Origin of the sequence: Ketobacter alkanivorans (assembly GCF_002863865.1) — a bacterium.
Lineage (GTDB): Bacteria > Pseudomonadota > Gammaproteobacteria > Pseudomonadales > Ketobacteraceae > Ketobacter > Ketobacter alkanivorans.
In genome coordinates this window covers 4,569,766-4,587,660 of the sequence record NZ_CP022684.1, presented here as the reverse complement: position 1 = coordinate 4,587,660, position 17,895 = coordinate 4,569,766, and the positions used below count along the sequence as shown (strand labels likewise).

General features: G+C 50.4%; 16 protein-coding genes and 1 pseudogene. 12 read left to right on the top strand and 5 right to left on the bottom strand.

Annotated features, from left to right (window positions below):
- Positions 1–2: 2 nt before the first annotated feature.
- The 7 genes from rsxG (at position 3) to Kalk_RS19600 (ending at position 6,350) form a co-directional block, all read left to right on the top strand.
- Positions 3–653, top strand: a complete 651-nt coding sequence (gene rsxG, locus Kalk_RS19630) for an electron transport complex subunit RsxG (RefSeq protein WP_101895869.1) — start codon at positions 3–5, stop codon at positions 651–653.
- Between the two features lies 1 nt (position 654).
- Positions 655–1,365, top strand: coding sequence for an electron transport complex subunit E (locus tag Kalk_RS19625; protein WP_101895868.1), 711 nt, complete (start codon positions 655–657; stop codon positions 1,363–1,365).
- 20 nt (positions 1,366–1,385) lie between these two features.
- Complete coding sequence (gene nth, locus Kalk_RS19620; RefSeq protein WP_101895867.1) at positions 1,386–2,024, top strand: endonuclease III; 639 nt, start codon at positions 1,386–1,388, stop codon at positions 2,022–2,024.
- A 24-nt stretch (positions 2,025–2,048) separates the two neighbouring features.
- The gene (locus Kalk_RS19615; protein WP_101895866.1) at positions 2,049–2,249 is read left to right on the top strand and encodes a Trm112 family protein; all 201 of its coding nucleotides are present in this window, start codon (positions 2,049–2,051) and stop codon (positions 2,247–2,249) included.
- Positions 2,250–2,267: 18 nt separating this feature from the next.
- On the top strand, positions 2,268–2,939 hold the full coding sequence (locus tag Kalk_RS19610) for an alpha/beta hydrolase (RefSeq protein ID WP_101895865.1): 672 nt from the start codon (positions 2,268–2,270) through the stop codon (positions 2,937–2,939).
- 163 nt (positions 2,940–3,102) lie between these two features.
- On the top strand, positions 3,103–4,089 hold the full coding sequence (locus Kalk_RS19605; RefSeq protein ID WP_199767970.1) for an Lnb N-terminal periplasmic domain-containing protein: 987 nt from the start codon (positions 3,103–3,105) through the stop codon (positions 4,087–4,089).
- Between the two features lie 11 nt (positions 4,090–4,100).
- A complete protein-coding gene (locus Kalk_RS19600) occupies positions 4,101–6,350 on the top strand; it encodes a patatin-like phospholipase family protein (RefSeq protein ID WP_199767969.1) in 2,250 nt (749 codons plus the stop codon).
- Positions 6,351–6,389: 39 nt separating this feature from the next.
- On the opposite strand, the gene Kalk_RS19595 is transcribed toward Kalk_RS19600, so the two are convergent.
- From Kalk_RS19595 to Kalk_RS19585, 3 genes are all read right to left on the bottom strand, one after another.
- Entirely contained in the window at positions 6,390–8,483 is a 2,094-nt protein-coding gene (locus tag Kalk_RS19595; protein WP_101895864.1) for a two-component system response regulator, read from the bottom strand.
- Between the two features lie 162 nt (positions 8,484–8,645).
- Positions 8,646–9,866: an argininosuccinate synthase gene (locus Kalk_RS19590; protein ID WP_101895863.1), complete on the bottom strand. Its 1,221-nt coding sequence runs from the start codon at positions 9,864–9,866 to the stop codon at positions 8,646–8,648.
- Between the two features lie 112 nt (positions 9,867–9,978).
- The gene (locus tag Kalk_RS19585; RefSeq protein WP_101895862.1) at positions 9,979–10,827 is read right to left on the bottom strand and encodes a flagellar protein MotY; all 849 of its coding nucleotides are present in this window, start codon (positions 10,825–10,827) and stop codon (positions 9,979–9,981) included.
- Positions 10,828–10,981: 154 nt separating this feature from the next.
- Between Kalk_RS19585 and rnt the strand changes: the two genes are divergently transcribed.
- From rnt to Kalk_RS19565, 4 genes and pseudogenes are all read left to right on the top strand, one after another.
- The gene (rnt, locus tag Kalk_RS19580) at positions 10,982–11,626 is read left to right on the top strand and encodes a ribonuclease T (RefSeq protein WP_101895861.1); all 645 of its coding nucleotides are present in this window, start codon (positions 10,982–10,984) and stop codon (positions 11,624–11,626) included.
- Positions 11,627–11,637: 11 nt separating this feature from the next.
- Positions 11,638–11,990, top strand: a pseudogene (locus Kalk_RS19575) (DUF2269 family protein).
- Positions 11,987–12,997, top strand: a complete 1,011-nt coding sequence (locus Kalk_RS19570; RefSeq protein ID WP_158643603.1) for a DUF4166 domain-containing protein — start codon at positions 11,987–11,989, stop codon at positions 12,995–12,997. Before Kalk_RS19575 ends, Kalk_RS19570 begins: the two are co-directional and overlap by 4 nt.
- On the top strand, positions 12,994–14,100 hold the full coding sequence (locus Kalk_RS19565) for a saccharopine dehydrogenase NADP-binding domain-containing protein (RefSeq protein ID WP_233716734.1): 1,107 nt from the start codon (positions 12,994–12,996) through the stop codon (positions 14,098–14,100). The genes Kalk_RS19570 and Kalk_RS19565 overlap by 4 nt, the downstream gene beginning before the upstream one ends.
- Here Kalk_RS19565 and Kalk_RS19560 read toward each other — a convergent pair.
- Positions 14,093–15,073 carry an alpha/beta fold hydrolase gene (locus Kalk_RS19560; RefSeq protein ID WP_101895859.1) on the bottom strand — a complete coding sequence of 327 codons (981 nt, stop codon included), beginning with the start codon at positions 15,071–15,073 and terminating at the stop codon, positions 14,093–14,095. The two genes, Kalk_RS19565 and Kalk_RS19560, sit on opposite strands and share 8 nt — an antisense overlap.
- A gap of 150 nt (positions 15,074–15,223) precedes the next feature.
- On the opposite strand from Kalk_RS19560, the gene Kalk_RS19555 reads away from it, so the two are divergent.
- Complete coding sequence (locus tag Kalk_RS19555; RefSeq protein ID WP_101895858.1) at positions 15,224–16,624, top strand: SDR family NAD(P)-dependent oxidoreductase; 1,401 nt, start codon at positions 15,224–15,226, stop codon at positions 16,622–16,624.
- An 80-nt stretch (positions 16,625–16,704) separates the two neighbouring features.
- Here the strand turns inward: Kalk_RS19555 and Kalk_RS19550 are convergent, their stop codons facing one another.
- A complete protein-coding gene (locus Kalk_RS19550) occupies positions 16,705–17,892 on the bottom strand; it encodes a fatty acid desaturase family protein (protein ID WP_101895857.1) in 1,188 nt (395 codons plus the stop codon).
- Between the last annotated feature and the right edge of the window lie 3 nt (positions 17,893–17,895).

Genomic DNA, 17,895 nt, shown 5'->3' with positions numbered 1-17,895 from the left:
ACATGATAGGTCAATCCGTTACCCGCAACAGTATCATACTGGGCCTGTTCGCGATCATTACCACGGGTATGGTGGTGGCCACCGCCAACCTGACCAAAGATAAGATCGCTGAGGAAAAGCAAAACGCACTCAAGCGTAGCCTGCTTGAGGTCATGCCCAAAGATCGACTTAACAATGATTTGCTGAAAGACAGCCTGGAGCTGCAAGCAGACAAGTTGCTGGGCACGACGGAACCAAAATCAGCATACATAGCAAAGCTCAGCCAGGAGCCTTCGGGGATAATAATGCAGGTCATTGCACCGGAAGGGTATGGTGGCTCCATAAACCTGTTGGTGGGTGTAGGCATCGCCGGAGACATCACCGGTGTGCGTGTGATTCCCCCCCACTTCGAAACGCCCGGGCTGGGGGATGCCGTGGATATTCAGAAGTCAGATTGGATCACCTCATTTAACGGAAAATCCCTAGCCAACCTGGACGAAAAAGGCTGGAAAGTGAAAAAGGATGGCGGACAATTTGACGCGTTCACTGGCGCCACCATAACGCCCCGCGCGGTGGTGGATGCCGTGCATAAAGCGCTCTTATACTTCGACCAACACCACAGCGAACTGCTCTACAGCAACCGTACCAGCCCAACAACGGCGAAAGGTGAATAACATGAGTGAAGATTACAAAAAAATCACCATTGAAGGTCTGTGGAAAAACAACCCGGCTCTGGTTCAGGTTCTTGGGCTCTGCCCTCTTCTTGCAGTTTCTGGCAGTGTGGTTAACGCTATGGCACTCGGACTGGCGACAACCTGCGTGCTGACTCTATCCAATCTGGCAGTGTCGCTCATCCGTAATGCCACCACTGATGCGATACGCCTGCCCACCTTTGTTATGATCATCGCGGCGTTCACCACTTGCATCGAATTCCTGATGAATGCTTTCACCTACGAGTTATATTTAATTCTTGGTATCTTTATTCCTCTGATCGTAACCAATTGTATCGTACTGGGTCGCGCCGATGCTTTCGCCAGCAAGCACAGTGTACCAGCAGCGACATGGGATGGCCTTATGATGGGGCTGGGGTTCAGCTTGGTGTTAGTGTTACTGGGCGCACTGCGAGAGCTGATCGGCACAGGAGCCCTCTTCGCCAATATGCATCTGTTGTTTGGTGACACTGCACTACACTGGAAGATTCAAGTGATCAGCGATTACCGCGGTTTTCTGATTGCCGTGCTGCCACCGGGTGCGTTCATGGTGCTAGGCCTGTTGCTGGCCTTGAAGAACATCATTGATGCCAAAGTGGAGGCAGCCGCCAAAGCCAATAAAGAGAAAGTGGTTGTGGGCAGCAAGCGGGTTCGCACCACAGGCAATATTGCCTGAGGCTATCACCGGTAAGGCTCATGAATAAAGAAAAGCGTTACGAGATCTTTTCCAGGCTGCGGGATCAAAACCCCAACCCAACCACAGAGCTGGACTACAACAGTACGTTCGAGCTGCTGATCTCTGTGATCCTGTCAGCCCAGGCTACCGATGTAAGCGTCAATAAAGCGACCGCCAAACTCTACCCCGTGGCGAACACCCCGGAGGCTATCTATAAACTGGGGGTAAAAGGCCTCACACCCTACATCAAAACTATCGGCCTCTTTAACAGCAAAGCCGAAAACGTCATCAAAACCTGCAAAATCCTGATGGATCAATATGGCAGTGAAGTCCCGGGCGAACGGGCGGCGCTAGAATCACTGCCAGGGGTCGGCCGCAAAACTGCCAACGTAGTACTGAATACTGCCTTCGGCCAGCCCGCCATGGCAGTCGACACCCACATATTCCGCATGTCCAATCGCACCAGAATCGCCCCAGGTAAAACCGTACTGGAGGTAGAAAAAAAACTGATGCGCAACGTGCCCAAAGAGTTCCTGCTGGATGCTCACCACTGGCTGATTCTGCACGGACGCTACGTCTGCACAGCACGCAAGCCTCGCTGCGGTGCCTGCATTATTGAAGATCTGTGTGAATTCAAAGATAAAACCGAGTACGATTAAGCGAACACCTGAAGGAACCACTTTATGTTCGATACAAAATTACTGGAAATCCTGGTTTGCCCGGTTACCAAGGCCAAACTGCAATACGATAACGAAAAAGAAGAGTTGGTTTGTTTAGCCAGTGGCTTGGCCTACCCGGTACGGGATGGTATCCCTGTAATGCTTGAAGAAGAGGCGCGCCAGATCAGCCAGGAAGAGAAAGAAGCCTACAAACGCAAATCTTAACCCTTAGGCTAACCCGTTATGACATGCGAAAACCCGCTCCGCTGTGAAGTAGTTGAACCAACACAGACTGCCACGGCCTGTGTGATATGGCTCCATGGCCTGGGTGCAAACGGTCATGACTTTGTGCCCGTCATACCCCACTTGAAACTGCCACAGGATCTGGCTGTACGCTTTATCTTTCCTCATGCCCCGGAAATCCCGGTAACCTGCAATGGCAGATACATCATGCCAGCGTGGTACGACATTCTGGCGCTGACCGAAATTCGCGACATCAATCTGGAACATCTACAACAGGCGCGCAGCGCCATCAATACCTTAATCCAACAGCAGCTGGATCAGGGTATATCTGCCGATCGCATCATTTTGATTGGGTTTTCCCAAGGCGGCGCGGTGGCCTATCATACCGCCCTGCAATATCCTCAAAAGCTGGCCGGGTTGATCGCTCTATCCACCTACCTGCCTAACCCTGAAGCATTAGACGTAAAAGCGCTCAAGGCGAATCAAAACATCGGCATTCACATCGCCCATGGGGACTTTGATGACATGGTCACCGAGAATGCTGCCCGAGGGGCGCTCAAATGGCTACAGGATAATGAATACGATGTGGACTGGAGCCAGTACCCCATGGGTCATGAAGTGTGCATCCCCGAGATTCGGCAAATCGGTCAGTGGATCAGTGATTGGTTGTAGCTCAGAACACAAAACTTTTTAGCCTGGATCATTCACAAGGGCCAGAGCAATACGTATGTCGATCTGGAGAATTTCGGTACGATCCAATTTATTCGGGACAATACAGGCCATGATCACTGCTAACCATATGCTAACACTCGTACGTTTTACAGGGCTCACCCTGATGGGCCTGCTTGTCCTACTATCTGGTGCCTGGGCAGCACTGTCACTACTTTATACCGGCCCCGGTGGCGAGCCATGGCGTTCTATCATGGCCATGTGTTTCGCTGTACTCACCTTAACCAGCGCTGGCACCCTGGCGCTGCCACATTGGCGCTGGCGGATGGTGTTGGTGTTTGTGGTAGCGTTTGTTGGGGCATGGCTGGCATTCTCACGCCTGGAACCCAGCAATGAACGCAACTGGCAAGCGGACGTAGCGGTGCTGCCTTCTGCCACCATAGAAGGCGACCTGATTACAGTACATAATATCCGCAACTTCGACTATCAAAGCGAAACCGACTATACCCAAGCCTACTATGACCGGCAGTTCGACCTCAATCAGCTTGAAGGGGTGGATCTGGTGTCGGTGTACTGGATGGGCCCATCGATTGCCCATGTATTCCTGAGCTTTGCCTTTGCTGGCGATCAGCATCTGGCAATTTCTATCGAAACCCGCAAGGAACAAGGGGAGGGTTATTCCACCCTGCAGGGGTTTTTTCGTCAATACGAACTTTACTATGTTGTCGCTGACGAGCGCGACGTGGTTCGTTTGCGCACAAATTACCGTAAAGATCCACCGGAAGATGTGTACCTCTATCGCACTACCGGTAGTCTGGAAGATGGCCGTAGATTGTTTCTTGAGTATATTCGCAAGATCAATTCGTTAAATACTCAGCCCGAGTTTTACAATACATTGACCAGCAACTGCACTACCTCGATCTGGCTAAACGCACACGTCAACCAGCAGCGTTTGCCTCTCGATTGGAGGATCCTGGTTAGCGGCTATGTGCCAGAATATATGTACCAAAATGGGCGCCTTGAAACCTATGGTTTACCCTTCGCCGAGCTACAGCAGCGCGCTTATGCCAACCCACGAGCACACCAGGCCGATGCGGATATGGACTTTTCCAACCGAATCCGTGAATCTATGCCAGACCCTGGCCAACCATGAGATGTTTTTCGATGCGTGCACTGATCGGTCTTAATTCCTATCGCTCCATTATCCTGCAACTGCTTTGCGTAGCGGCATCAGTATGGGCGTTACCTTCCTATGGGCAGCAGCCGGCGGCATCAGCAGAACCGGGAGCGCGCCCCAAAATATGTCTTGTGCTGTCCGGCGGCGGGGCACGCGGGGCAGCCCATGTTGGTGTACTAAAAGTGCTGGAAGAATATCATGTCCCGATCGACTGCATAGTAGGCACCAGTATGGGGTCTTTGGTCGGGGCGGCCTACGCTACGGGCATGACCATTCAGGAAATGGACGTCATTCTAGGCAGCATTACGACTGAACTTCTATTCAAAGAGGAGCCACCGCGCAAAGAATTGGCTATGCGGCGCAAACTCGATGACTATAGTATTCTATTCGGCCCCGAAGTCGGTGTTAAATCTGATGGCTTGGCACTGGGCAAGGGCGCAGTCTCTGGGGTGCAGCTGGAGACGGTGCTGCGCAAGCTCAGCAAAGAAAAAGGTTACCGTAATTTCGACGAACTGCCGATTCAGTACCGTGCTGTCGCTACCGATTTGGTGAATGGCCAGGCGGTAGTATTCAGCGAAGGTGATCTGCCGAGCGTGATGCGGGCCAGCATGTCGGTGCCGGGAGCAGTAGCGCCCTCTGAGTACAATGGCATGATGCTCGTAGATGGTATGCTGACCAGCAACCTGCCAGTGGAAACTGCACGCGCACTGGGAGCCGACATTATTATCGCGGTCAATGTTGGCACTCCACTACTCAAGCGCGAGGAACTAAATGGCGTCGTAGGGGTGGCCAGCCAGATGTTAAGCATTCTTACCGAACAGAATGTACAAACCTCTATTACCTCGCTGCAAGCAAACGATATTTTGATATCACCAGACCTTGGTGATTTCTCCACTGCGGATTTTGATCACCTGCCCGAAATAGCGCCACTGGGAGATATCGCAGCACGCCAGATGGCCCCGCAGCTCAAGCAGTTGGCAATTTCTGCCGAGGACTATGCGGTCTGGCGAGAGGGCCAAAAGTATAATGAGATGCCCTCCCCGGAACCGGTTGACGAAATTCGCTTCATTGATTTACATCGGGTGAATCCTGCATCTGCGTTGGCAGTGATGGAAACCAAAGTGGGTGAACCTATTGACCAGGAAGTTCTCGATAGGGATATGCGGAGATTGTATGGTACCGGCGATTACGAACACGTTAACTACCGTTATATGCACGAAGGCGATAAACGTATTCTCGCGGTGGAAGCGGTTGAAAAGCTCTGGGGACCGGATTATCTGCGTTTTGGGCTGGGCTTGAATAACGATTTCAGCGGTGGGGCAGGCTACAATTTATTAGTCAGTTATCGCCGTACCTGGCTGAATACCCTGGGCGCTGAATGGCGAACAGACGTTAATTTCGGCGAAACCAACAGCATCAACACCGAATTCTATCAACCACTGAACACTGACGGATTATTTTTTGTTGCCCCACACCTGGCACTGCAACAATCCACCCGAGATCTCTATCAGGATAGTGATCGCATCGCTATCTATGATCTAACATCTACACTGGCGGGCCTGGACCTAGGGTCACACTGGTACCGCTACGGTGAGCTACGGCTTGGTGTGATCGTTGGTGAAGTTCACCCCGATCTAGATACCGGCCCACCGGCACTGGTGCCTACGGAGGAGAGTATTCAGCAAGGCGCTTACACGATGAACCTGGTGCTAGACCAGCTCGATAGCGTGCACTTCCCACGCTCGGGTTGGCGAGGTGTAGTGCAGGTGTTCCAGTCAGACACCAGCTTAGGAGCCGATTTGGATTACACTCGCTGGGAATCGAACGCAAGCGTGGCCTACTCACTGGGTGAGCACACCCTGAATCTCAGCTATAGCGGAGGCGGAAACATCGGCTCCGACCCGTTACCCTATTACGACCAGTTTCAATGGGGCGGCTTTTTGCGTCAATCGGGATATGCCACTGACCAGTTGCTGCTAGAACAACTGGATTACGGGCGCGCAATGTACTATCGGCGTATCATGCGTGGTGGCATATTCGAAGGTGCCTACGGTGGATTCTCATTGGAAATCGGAAAAGCCGATATGGCCGAAATCGCGGGCGGTGGCGATAAATGGCTGCGATCTGGCAGTATTTTTGTCGCCACTGACACCCCCCTGGGGCCGGTTTATCTGGGCTACGGGCTATCGGAAGAAGGTGACAGCAGCGCCTATTTCTATCTGGGTTTACCGTACTGACTTGCCTTACTGCACAACACTGTAAGGCAGGCAGCAATCTTACCCAGGAAAGACAAAAATCCCCATATCATCGAGCTTCTGTGGAGTTTGCTCGAGGTCGCGATCAATGGCATCACCACTGAGCCAGTCACAACCTACTGCATTCAGAAAGTTCTGCTGGGCTTCTGAATTAACCGAAGTCGCCAACACCTGAATGCCCAGTTGATGCACCATCTCTACCACGCCTTTAATGATAGCCTGATCGGTTTTTGACAGTTCACAAGTCGCCACAAAAGAGTCCGATAACTTAATGAAGGTATAGGGCACCTCTTTGAGCAAATTGAGCGGCGCGAACCCTGTACCGAAACTATCCAATATTAGGTTAAATCCGTTGCGACATAGCTCGTTCAATACTTCACCATGCAAACTGTGACGAACGGTGTAGTAGCTCTCCGGCAGCTCAATGAAAATCTGATCCGAATTAAGGCCCACCTTTGCGATAGAACTGATCACCCAGTCTACGCCACCATCCTGCAACAAAATTGCAGGGGATATAGGCAATATCAGTCTTACCTTGGCCTTCGATTCCTCCGGCAGTTGATCGAAGCGATCCAGCGCCTGCCGCCATAACCAGCGAAATATGATAGGTGCAAGGCCAGCCTCTTCAGCCTGAGGCAAAAATGATTCCAGTAAAATTTCACCCCGAGTCGGGTGCACCCAGCTCAGTTTCACCTCACAGGCCACAACGTCGGAGTTCTCACGACTGGTTACTGGCAAGTATTGAATGCGCCATTGCTTCTGTTCCAGCGCCTGATGCAGCTCGAATTCCATCTGCATCTGTTCTACCCGCAGTTTGTTCATTTCAACGGTGTAGTATTGATAGTTGTTACGGCCAATCGCTTTGGCTCTTGATAATGCTGCGTCGGCGTTCTTCAGTAACGTTTTAGCGTCATCACCACAAGAGGGATACACACTCACACCAATGGAGCAACCTGTGAATACCTCATGCCCATCAATCAAAAAGGGTTCACGAATGCGCTCAATGATCTTCTTGGCCACCATACCGGCGTTTTCAGGCAGATCAATATGACTCAACACCACAACAAACTCATCACCTTCCATGCGGGCAACTTGATCATCACGGCGCACCAGACTGAACACACGATCGGCTACCGCTTTTAATAACCGGTCACCACGATCATGCCCCAAACTTTCGTTGATATAGCGAAAGTGATCAAGATCCACAGATAACACTGCAAAATAGAAGCCGGTAATGCCTGCTTTCAACACGGAGCGATCAACATGCTCCTCAATGGCGGCGCGCATCGGCAGGCCGGTAAGATGATCCACCTGCGACAACATGGCAATCTTATCTTTGGATTCCCGGGTATCTTTGAGTTGCCTGAATGCAAACAGAAGCTTGATTCCGTTATCAGAAGAAAACGGCACCGCTGCGAATTTTGCAGTAATAGCCTCACCATCGCGCCGCCAGAGTGACGACTTATCCACTTGCAGAATCTGATCTCCTGCGGTCACTCTGGAGATGGGATGCTCACTCCATCGAGACTTGGCTCTTTTGCAGGGTTCTTCGAATAAACTTTCTACATAGACACCGGTCAATTCAACCGAGCTGGCCTTGAGGATCTGTTCAGCTGCGTAGTTCGCAAATACGATTTTTCCGGCTCGATCCAGCGCCAATATGCCCTCTTCCGTGTTAGCAATAGGATCTGCTTTTTCTTCACTGTAAAGAGCATCAATTTCAGAACGATAACCATACTGTTTGATGTAGTGCTGCAAGTAGCCTTGCAACTGCGCTTCATTTACCGGCTTGGCAATTACCTCAATCAGCTCGAACATTTCCCGGTATAAACACATTTTGCGCTCAGACAGATTGCCCGCAACAAACAGCACCGGGATGTGTTTGCTTTTCTTGCCGGATTTAAGCAGGTTAAGCAGCTGATAGCCATCAGGCTCATCCATCTGAGAATCCAGAATGACCAGTGCCGGTTGGTGGCTCACCACCAAATTCATCACGTTGCCACCGGCCGTGGTAGCCAGGCAATGGGCACCCAGGGCCTGTACCACCTCGGTATAGAACGCGATGTTACTGTCTTCAGGATCGCAGACAATCACTAGGGGATGCTGTTTAGTCATAATAATTTGGTTTACAGATGTTGGTTTTCGATAGGAAACATTCTGTCAGCGTGTGATTTCAGTATAGATAGAGATTCCGGCAGGGACAGGTGAGAAGGCACAAAAAAGCCCCGATTTTGACGTCGGGGCTTTTAAATTTAGCTAAAAGTATCAATAAGTTGACTATTTCAATCTGCGGCCCTTGTTGGCAGCAATGCGCAAACGCAGTGCATTCAGCTTAATGAAACCGGCTGCGTCTTTTTGATCATAGGCGCCCGCATCGTCTTCGAAGGTCGCGATTCGGTCGTCGAACAGCGTATCATCGGACTTACGCCCCACCACCGTAACGTTGCCTTTATACAGTTTTACCCGTACCACACCGTTTACCACATCCTGGGATTCATCAATCATCGTTTGCAGCATCTTGCGCTCTGGGCTCCACCAATAGCCGTTATAGATCAACTCGGCGTACTTGGGCATCAGGCTGTCTTTCAGGTGGGCCACTTCACGATCCAACGTAATGGATTCAATGGCACGGTGAGCACGCATCATGATGGTGCCACCGGGCGTTTCATAAGCGCCACGGGATTTCATGCCCACATAGCGGTTTTCAACAATATCCAATCGCCCTACACCGTTGGCTCCGCCCAGCTTATTCAGCTTTTCCAATACTTCATGGGCTTTCAATGGCTCGCCATCAATGGCCACAATATCGCCTTTTTCATAGGTCAGCTCTATATAGGTGGGCTGATCGGGGGCGGCTTCCGGGCTTACGGACCAGCGCCACATATCTTCTTCAGGCTCGGCCCAGGGGTCTTCCAGAATGCCGCCTTCATAGGAAATATGCAGCAGGTTGGCATCCATTGAATACGGGGATTTTTTACCCGCCTTAGAGAAATCAACCGGGATATTGTGCTTCTCGGCATACGCCATAAGCGTTTCACGGGATGTGAGATCCCATTCACGCCAGGGTGCAATTACCTCGATGCCGGGGGTCAACGCGTAGGCCCCTAGCTCAAAACGTACCTGATCGTTGCCTTTACCGGTGGCACCGTGGGAAATAGCATCAGCGCCAGTTTCTTCCGCGATTTCCACCAGTCGCTTTGCAATCAATGGGCGAGCAATGGAGGTGCCCAGCAGGTATTCGCCTTCATATATGGTGTTGGCGCGGAACATGGGGAATACGTAATCGCGAACAAACTCCTCCCGCACGTCTTCAATGTAAATTTCTTTGATGCCCATGGCTTGAGCCTTGGCGCGAGCCGGCTCCACTTCTTCACCCTGACCCAGGTCAGCAGTAAAAGTAACCACTTCGCACCCGTAGCTTTCTTGAAGCCACTTTACGATAACAGACGTATCAAGACCGCCAGAATAGGCCAAAACCACCTTTTTGATGTCAGACATGCGCGTAAACCCTTAGACCTTCAGGACTGAATGTGATGGATATTTCGAGAGGCGCGTATTGTACCTGAATGCGGGCGGCTTTTCCTACTTCGGAGTCGGGATGATCGTGGGGTTAGCGCTGGAGTCGCACCAATACTCGACGATTGAACGCCTTATTGTTGTTGGTAGAGTTCTTTTTGGCCGGACGCCCTTCACCGTAATATTGCATCACGATCATGTCCGAAAACACGCCCTTCTGTTCCAAATACTCTTGTACCGCCTTGGCCCGCAAGCGAGAAAGCTCCCAGTTGTGGCCCCGACGGCCCACACTGTCCGTGTGCCCATCCACGTACACCTTTTTCACCGAAGTATCGACTGATACGTACCCCGCAATCAGATCCAGGCGCTCTTTCAGCGCGCCCTTGATGCCATATTTATTGGTTTCAAAATGCAGGTACGACTGCTGCAGCTCTTTGTAGCTGGCAGGATAAAGGCTGGCAACGCATGACACATAGCCCATATAGGCACTTTGAAAATTGACCGCGGACACCCCAACAGAAACATCGTGTTTACCGTACCAGCCAGGGTGAATAAAAGATGGCGTCATACCCACCTGCAGCTCTGCCAACAGCTCACTGGCCACTTCTTCGGCTAACTCTATTGGCCTGCGCCCGACCTTAAACGTGGTTTTGCCAATGGCTTTCGCAGCCAACCCATCGCGCCATTCGGGTGCCTCAATCAACATCTGAGCCTGACCGGCCCGTTTAACCGGCCGATACATATCCATATAGAATTGTAAGGATTCCCCGGCAGCAACCTCGAACACAGCGTCGCCATAGTTGGGCACCGCCTGCCACAAACGGCATTTTAGGGGTGAGGGATCCAGATGCCACACGGCCTCATCCACCCGCGCCACATAAGTATGTGCCATTACCGGGGATGAGACTAAAACCACAATCCAGATCAGTAAGTTACGCCACATTCACAAGAATCCTGCTGCCATACACACTGCTTCATAGTGTTATCGGTCAAAAATGCCAACTCTTGAGAATTTTCTCTGTTCCAGCAGCCAAAAAGTTTGTACCCGCTACAGCGGTAGGATAGCATTTCCCCCTCATGCACTAGAACTTCACCTAATGACTGACCATATCCCCAGCCTCGCCAAGCGCTTTCGTGGCTATTTGCCGGTTGTAATCGACGTAGAGACCGGTGGCTTCAACCATAAAACCGATGCCCTTCTGGAAATCGCCGCTGTAATTCTAGACATGGATGAAAACGGCAACCTGGAACCTGGCCAGCAAATTCATCGCCATGTGGCCCCCTTCGAAGGTGCAAATATTGAACAGGCAGCACTGGATTTTACCGGTATCGACCCCTATCACCCATTTCGCGGTGCTGTTACCGAGGTAGAAGCCATTAAGGATATGTTCAAGGCTGTGCGTTCTGCCATGAAAGAAGAAGGCTGTAATCGTGCCATTCTGGTGGGGCACAATGCTTTTTTTGATCGGGATTTCGTTAACGCTGCCGTCGAACGTAACGGCATTAAGCGCAATCCATTTCACCCTTTCTCCTGCTTTGACACAGCAACCATTGGCGGCTTAGCCGTGGGGCAAACGGTGTTGGCGAAAGCGTGTAAGGCAGCTCATATTCAGTTCAGTAACGCCGAGGCCCATTCCGCCATTTACGATGCAGTGAAAACAGCGGAGTTTTTCTGCTGGGTCGTGAACAAATGGAAAGCCATGGGAGGCTGGCCATTGCCGGAACCACGAGAGACCGATTAGAGTGATGTGACGTGAGCTGGTACCTTCTCATCAAAACGCTTCACATTCTCAGCGCAACCATACTGTTCGGAACCGGTATTGGAATCGCCTTCTTCATGTTCCGATCCCATTTCACCGCAGATTTGCAGCAGAAGCTCTACGCCGCAGAAAATACCGTATTAGCCGACACGCTGTTTACATTCCCTTCGGGTGTGTTTCAGCTGGGTAGCGGCTTGTGGTTGGCGTGGTACGAAAATGCCTAAGCCATGGTACTGCGCTGCCTACCAGCTACAATAAACTATTCAGGATTTGGTTCTTGCTTGGATGGCCTGCGTTTCTGGCGCTGGTGACCGTTTTCTATTTCATGGTGGTAAAATCGGTATGAATCCATTACTCGAACATGATCGCGTCTGGTTTGTTTATGACGGAGATTGCCCCATATGTCGTATGGCTGCTCATGCTCTGCGCATCAAACAGCAACTGGGTGAGCTGCATTTAGTGAACGCCAGAGCAGAACCAAACCACCCTCTGTTGAATGTGATTCGTGATCAACAACTGGATTTGGATGAGGGCATGGTGATTCTATACCAAGGCCGGTTTTATCACGGCAAGCAGGCGTTACGCTTCATGTCCCGACACGGCGCACCCAAAGGCCTGTTTAATCACTTCAATCGCCTACTGTTCTGGTCGGAGAGGCTAAGCTCCCTGCTCTATCCATGGATGAGGGCAACAAGAAACACCTTGCTGCGCTTTTTGCATAAGCAGCCCATCGACAATCTCAATCTACAGGCGCAACCGATCTTCCAACCAATATTTGGAAACCAGTGGGACAACCTGCCCATAGTGATTAAAAAACACTACGCTAACCGCCCCTACAGTGACGACAAAGTGATTGTGGATGGCATTATGAATGTAGAATGCCATTGGCCAATGAAATTAGCTGCGCCATTCTATCGACTGATGGGCTCCATACCTTTGGTTACCGAATATGGCATTCGCTGCACAGTGCATTTTGATAGTTTCAAAAATAGTAAACACTTTGGGTTTCTTCGTCATTTTTGGTTTGTGCAACGTCGGTTCTATTCATTTCGCTCTCGCATGCTTGCTATCGGTGAAGATAAGGTAATCGAAATCATGCGGTTTGGCTTCTGCTGGAAAACGCGATACGCATGGCAGGATGACACCGTCAAACTGATCCATGACGGCTACGGGCTCTACTGGTTTGGCCATCTGATTCCTTTGCCTATTACAGGTATTCTGGGAAGAGGTGATGCCGAAGAAAGGGCGATTGATGACGATCATTTTGCAATGAATGTCACGATTCGCCATCCAATATTCGGTGTGATGTACTCCTATTCGGGCCGCTTTAAGGTTATTCAGTGTTTATCATGAAACGAATTCTGGTTATTGGTGGATACGGAAATTTCGGCCAGTTTATTAGCAAAGCCCTGGCGCAGGAGCCAGACATTCAACTCATTATTGCGGGCCGTAGCCTGGGCAAAGCTCAGGCCTGCTGTAGCCGAATTGAAGCCATCAATCAGCCTGTTGCATTGGCCATAAACATATATTCCGATCTGGCCGCATCTCTTCGCAACGCAGCGCCCGATATTGTTATTCATACCTCCGGCCCATTTCAGGATCAAGGTTATCAGGTGGCAGAAGCCTGCATCGAGATAGGGAGTCATTACATTGACCTGGCGGACGGTCGTACTTTTGTGGCGGGCATCACATCACTGCAACAGGCTGCCGCAGAAAAAGGCTTATTGATCTGCAGCGGTGCCAGTTCAGTTCCTGGGTTAAGCAGTGCGCTGATTCAGCACTATCAGCCTCAGTTTCACTCGATCACCGAAGTAGATTACGCTATCAGTACCGCCCACAACACCAGCCGCGGGCTGGCAACGACCAGAGCCGTTCTGAGTTACGCGGGCAAACCGTTTGCTGCGCTGCGTAATGGCCGATCCACTAACGTAATAGGCTGGCGAGGCACCAGATCAAAACAGTTCTGGAAACTCGGCAACCGACTGTTGGGAAATTGCGACATACCCGATCTAGCCCTGTTCCCCAGTCACTTTCCTGACTTGGAAACTATTCGATTTCAGGCTGGGTTAGAATTGCCTTTTATTCATCATGCGCTCGCCACGCTAGCCTGGCTGGTACAGCACAGGCTGTGTCCCGATCTGCCGGCTTTTGCCCCGGCAATGATGGCATTATCCCGATTATTTGATGCATTCGGTACAGAAGACAGTGGCTTTTTCATGGAGCTTATCGGGTTAGATGCGAAGAAAAACCTGAGGAAAGTTCGCTTTGATCTGATTGCCCGGCAGGGAGATGGCCTTTACATACCCACAATCCCTGCCATTGTGGTTGCCTTGAAATTGGCTCGCAACCAAATCACACAAACAGGTGCCTGCGCCTGTCTCGGTTTGGTAACACTGGAAGAATATTTTGAACGACTCAAACCTGTTCACATCGAATGGCAGGAGCTCATCACTTAAGCGACTGCAACCACTCCACCAACACATCATTCAACGCATCCGGCTGCTCTTGCTGAGTCCAATGTCCGGCATTTTCAATCACTACTTTCCGCCAATCACTGCAGTAACCGTCCAATAAATCATAAAAATGATGGGCAGCGATAAAATCCAGATCCGAACCAATCGCCAATACCGGTACTTCAATTTTTGGCAGGCCATTGGGGTACACTTGTTTTTGGTACTCATAGTCTAACGGCAGGCAACGGTACCAGTTAAGTGCTCCACCAAAACCGGTTTTCGCATAGGCGCTGGCGTAATAGTCCAAATCTTCATCTGCCAGAATCACTTCTCCTGGCCAAGTGCTCTCATCATCATGAATCCAGTGAACGTGTCCGATGCTTTCGGGATCGTGTGCACGGCTGCGAGACAAGTTAGTACCCTGCCCCAAATCACGGCGAACATAAAATCGAAACGTACGTGCGGGATCTTCATTGAATTTGTTTTCGCACTCCTGTGTTTGGAAGTAAGCGAAATAGTTATTGGGGCCATACAATTGGTTGTATAAATCCAGGGGATTCATCGGCATATCAGCGAAAGGAGAATTACAGGCACACAAGGCCTTGACCCTATTCTGATGATACAACCCCATACCCCAAACAATGGTTCCGCCAAAATCATGGCCAATGAAGATGGCCTGCTCGTAGCCAAAATGATCCAGCAGGCCGCACATATCCTCCAATCGCTTACCCAGAGTGTAATCAGATTTATTTTTCAGAACGGATGAATGCCCCACTCCACGCATATCCGGTGCAAGCACGTGAAACCCCGCCTCGGTCAACGGCTTAAACTGATAACGCCAGGAGTACGCAAGCTCGGGCATCCCATGACAAAGAATCACCGGCCAGGGTTTCGCAGGGCCTTCTGGACGAGCCTCGTAAACGGCTAACTGAATATCGTTCACTGCAATCATTTCCGGCTTATTAAAGTCTGGCATCGCACATCTCCAACCTAATCCTTTGTTTTTTATAATTAAATTTCAGGGCTGTTCTTTTTTGGTATACATCGTATACTAGTGACTATCGATTCACAAAACAACAATCCAAAACAACAAATTCAAAACAAGTACAGACCGGGAGAGAACAGAATGGCATTTGATTTCAAAGGCAAGGTAGCCATCGTGACAGGTGCAGGCGGTGGCTTGGGCTATGCCTATGCTCAATATCTGGCGGAGCTGGGTGCTAATGTGATTGTTAACGATCTGGGTGGCGGCACCTTCGGCTATGATGGCAAACCCAGCTCTAAAGTGGCCGATGCTGCCGCTACTAAAATAAACAACCTGGGAAAAGGCAAAGCCATGGCAGACGGCCATGACATATCCGAATTCAAAAACGCGCAACGCATGGTGGATGCCGCCATACAGAAATGGGGGCGCATCGACATCATCATCAACAACGCAGGCATCGCCAGCACCTCGGTGTTTCCCGAGGTAGACCGCGAAGAAGTGGATCTACACCTTGGCGTTCACGTCATGGGCGCCATCAATACTATGCGCGCGGCCTGGCCACACATGGTTAAACAAAAATTCGGTCGCATAATTAACACTGCATCTGATTCCGTGTTGGGTTTCAGCCCTCAGATCACCTACCCCTCCATGAAGTCCGCTCTCATTGGCTTATCCCGGAATGCAGGCTTGCTAGGTGCCGACCACAATATCAATGTGAATGTCATTATGCCGGCAGCCTTTACACGGCTGTCCGCACTGCTGCCACAAGGTGATTTCCGTGATCACTTAGAACAAGACTTCCAACCAGAGAAGCTGGCGCCCGTTGTGGCCTATCTCTGCCATGAGAAAAGCGACGTCTCACGAGAAATTTTTTCCATTGGCGGAGGCAAATTCTCTCGCATTGTATTGGCATCAAGTGATGCTGTGTCCGTAGACATGAGCATTGAGTCTGTGGAGACGCAGATGCAGAACCTGATGGTCGACGACACCAGCAAACTGAAAATATTCAAGTCAACTTTCGATGATTTGAAGAACCTTGGTTTTTCCGATGACGAATGCCAGATGTTCTACGACATGACAGCCACGCAGGCAGAATTAGGGCCGATTGAAGCCGTTCCTATCGACACCGTTGATAACGTATGGGATATCACCATTAAATCACCGGTGGGCGATCAGTTCAGTCGTTTGGTACTGAAATCATCCGGCGGAGTAATTAAAGGCCATGTGCTCAATGAAGAACACGGCAATCAGATCGTGTTGGATGGCAAGATCGAGAACGGTGATGCTTTGGTTTGGAAGTGCAAGCTGACCAAACCTGTGCCGATGACGCTCACCTATACTGGCCAGGTCGATAAAGACCAAAAACTCCAAGGTAAAGTTGTTGGTACCTTGATGGGCAAAACGGTAATGGATTGCGCGTTTATGGGCAGCCCAGTGTTTGGCGAAAAATCTGATCTGGCCAAACAACAAAGTGCACAACAAGCAGAGCTGGATGCCCAAAAGAAACCTGGCCTGTTAAAGCGACTGTTCGCCAAAGCATAAAATATGTGGCCGATAAAAAAGGGGTGGGCGTCTCACAGCCCACCCCTTTTTTGTTATCGAAAAAAACTGTGGCTAACCTTTCACACCGTTGCAACTTTCGGTGGCATCTTGCCGCCAGGTAACGCCAATCGAAGATTATTACGCCAAGTGGTGCCAAACTGCCGCCATATCGAAGCTGTGTTGTAAGGCAATCCATAGCGGGCTGCAAGCGCCTGAATGCGAGGCGATAGTTCAGGGTAGCGGTTGCTGCAAAGATCCGGAAACAGATGGTGCTCGATCTGATGGCTTAGATTTCCAGACAGTACGTGGAACAGAGGGCCACCCTGAATATTGGCAGAGCCCAACAACTGACGCAGATACCACTGCCCCTTGGATTCGCCCTCTACCTGATCAGGGGTGAAGCTGTAGACACCCTCAGGAAAATGGCCGCAAAATATGATGATGAACGCCCACACATTGCGAATGATATTGGCAACCCCGTTAGCGACAGCTACCAGTAGAAAAATACTGATCGGGGAAACAGACACAAACATCGCTGCTGGCAATGCCATCAGCGCAGCCGCAAGGGGCCACATAATATAATCCTTACGAACCTGCCCCCATACCTTACGACCAATGTGCTTCATAATAGGACGTAATTCTTTGGAATCCTTTTTACCTTCAACCACATCAATTATAACCTGCTCATGCAACGCGACACCTTCCTCAAATAACAGCATCAACAGCACAAACCATATTGGTTGCATGAGAAATTTCGGTTCCCATTCCTGCATGGGGGTAACCCGCATAATGCCATAGCCGACATCAAGATCCTTTCCCACTACATTGGTCCAAGTATGATGAACCACATTGTGAGAATGCATCCAACGATCAGACGGGCTCATATTATCCCATTCCCAAGTGTTGGATTGAATTTCCGGATCTTTCATCCAATCCCATTGTGCGTGCAGCACGTTATGGGCAATCTCCATGTTCTCCAATATCTTAGCGATTCCGAGCAACACTACGCCCAACGTCATCACAATCAGTGCGCTGCCCCAACTGGCTAAAGCATGAGAAAACGCAGGCAGAAAAAGCAAGCCAAGATATATAAGGATACGTCCGCCAAGGGCCATGCTGCGTTGGGTACGGATCAAACGCAAAATATACAGTCGATCTTTTTCCCCGCGGGAGGCCAGTGTTTCCTCATAAATGGCATCCATCTCACGACCAAATTCATCGATCTGATCATTACTTAGGTTTACGGGTAAGGGCTTTGCAGTAGGCATAAT

What these genes read in the sequence shown, in the direction of transcription:
- rsxG (WP_101895869.1), top strand. Translation starts at nt 3, where the DNA reads ATGATAGGTCAATCCGTTACCCGCAACAGTATCATACTGGGCCTGTTC.
- Kalk_RS19625 (WP_101895868.1), top strand. Translation starts at nt 655, where the DNA reads ATGAGTGAAGATTACAAAAAAATCACCATTGAAGGTCTGTGGAAAAAC.
- Kalk_RS19600 (WP_199767969.1), top strand. Translation starts at nt 4,101, where the DNA reads ATGCGTGCACTGATCGGTCTTAATTCCTATCGCTCCATTATCCTGCAA.
- Kalk_RS19550 (WP_101895857.1), bottom strand. Translation starts at nt 17,892, where the DNA reads ATGCCTACTGCAAAGCCCTTACCCGTAAACCTAAGTAATGATCAGATC.
- Kalk_RS19570 (WP_158643603.1), top strand. Translation starts at nt 11,987, where the DNA reads ATGAATCCATTACTCGAACATGATCGCGTCTGGTTTGTTTATGACGGA.
- rnt (WP_101895861.1), top strand. Translation starts at nt 10,982, where the DNA reads ATGACTGACCATATCCCCAGCCTCGCCAAGCGCTTTCGTGGCTATTTG.
- Kalk_RS19595 (WP_101895864.1), bottom strand. Translation starts at nt 8,483, where the DNA reads ATGACTAAACAGCATCCCCTAGTGATTGTCTGCGATCCTGAAGACAGT.
- Kalk_RS19555 (WP_101895858.1), top strand. Translation starts at nt 15,224, where the DNA reads ATGGCATTTGATTTCAAAGGCAAGGTAGCCATCGTGACAGGTGCAGGC.
- Kalk_RS19590 (WP_101895863.1), bottom strand. Translation starts at nt 9,866, where the DNA reads ATGTCTGACATCAAAAAGGTGGTTTTGGCCTATTCTGGCGGTCTTGAT.
- nth (WP_101895867.1), top strand. Translation starts at nt 1,386, where the DNA reads ATGAATAAAGAAAAGCGTTACGAGATCTTTTCCAGGCTGCGGGATCAA.
- Kalk_RS19565 (WP_233716734.1), top strand. Translation starts at nt 12,994, where the DNA reads ATGAAACGAATTCTGGTTATTGGTGGATACGGAAATTTCGGCCAGTTT.
- Kalk_RS19585 (WP_101895862.1), bottom strand. Translation starts at nt 10,827, where the DNA reads ATGTGGCGTAACTTACTGATCTGGATTGTGGTTTTAGTCTCATCCCCG.
- Kalk_RS19615 (WP_101895866.1), top strand. Translation starts at nt 2,049, where the DNA reads ATGTTCGATACAAAATTACTGGAAATCCTGGTTTGCCCGGTTACCAAG.
- Kalk_RS19610 (WP_101895865.1), top strand. Translation starts at nt 2,268, where the DNA reads ATGACATGCGAAAACCCGCTCCGCTGTGAAGTAGTTGAACCAACACAG.
- Kalk_RS19605 (WP_199767970.1), top strand. Translation starts at nt 3,103, where the DNA reads ATGGGCCTGCTTGTCCTACTATCTGGTGCCTGGGCAGCACTGTCACTA.
- Kalk_RS19560 (WP_101895859.1), bottom strand. Translation starts at nt 15,073, where the DNA reads ATGCCAGACTTTAATAAGCCGGAAATGATTGCAGTGAACGATATTCAG.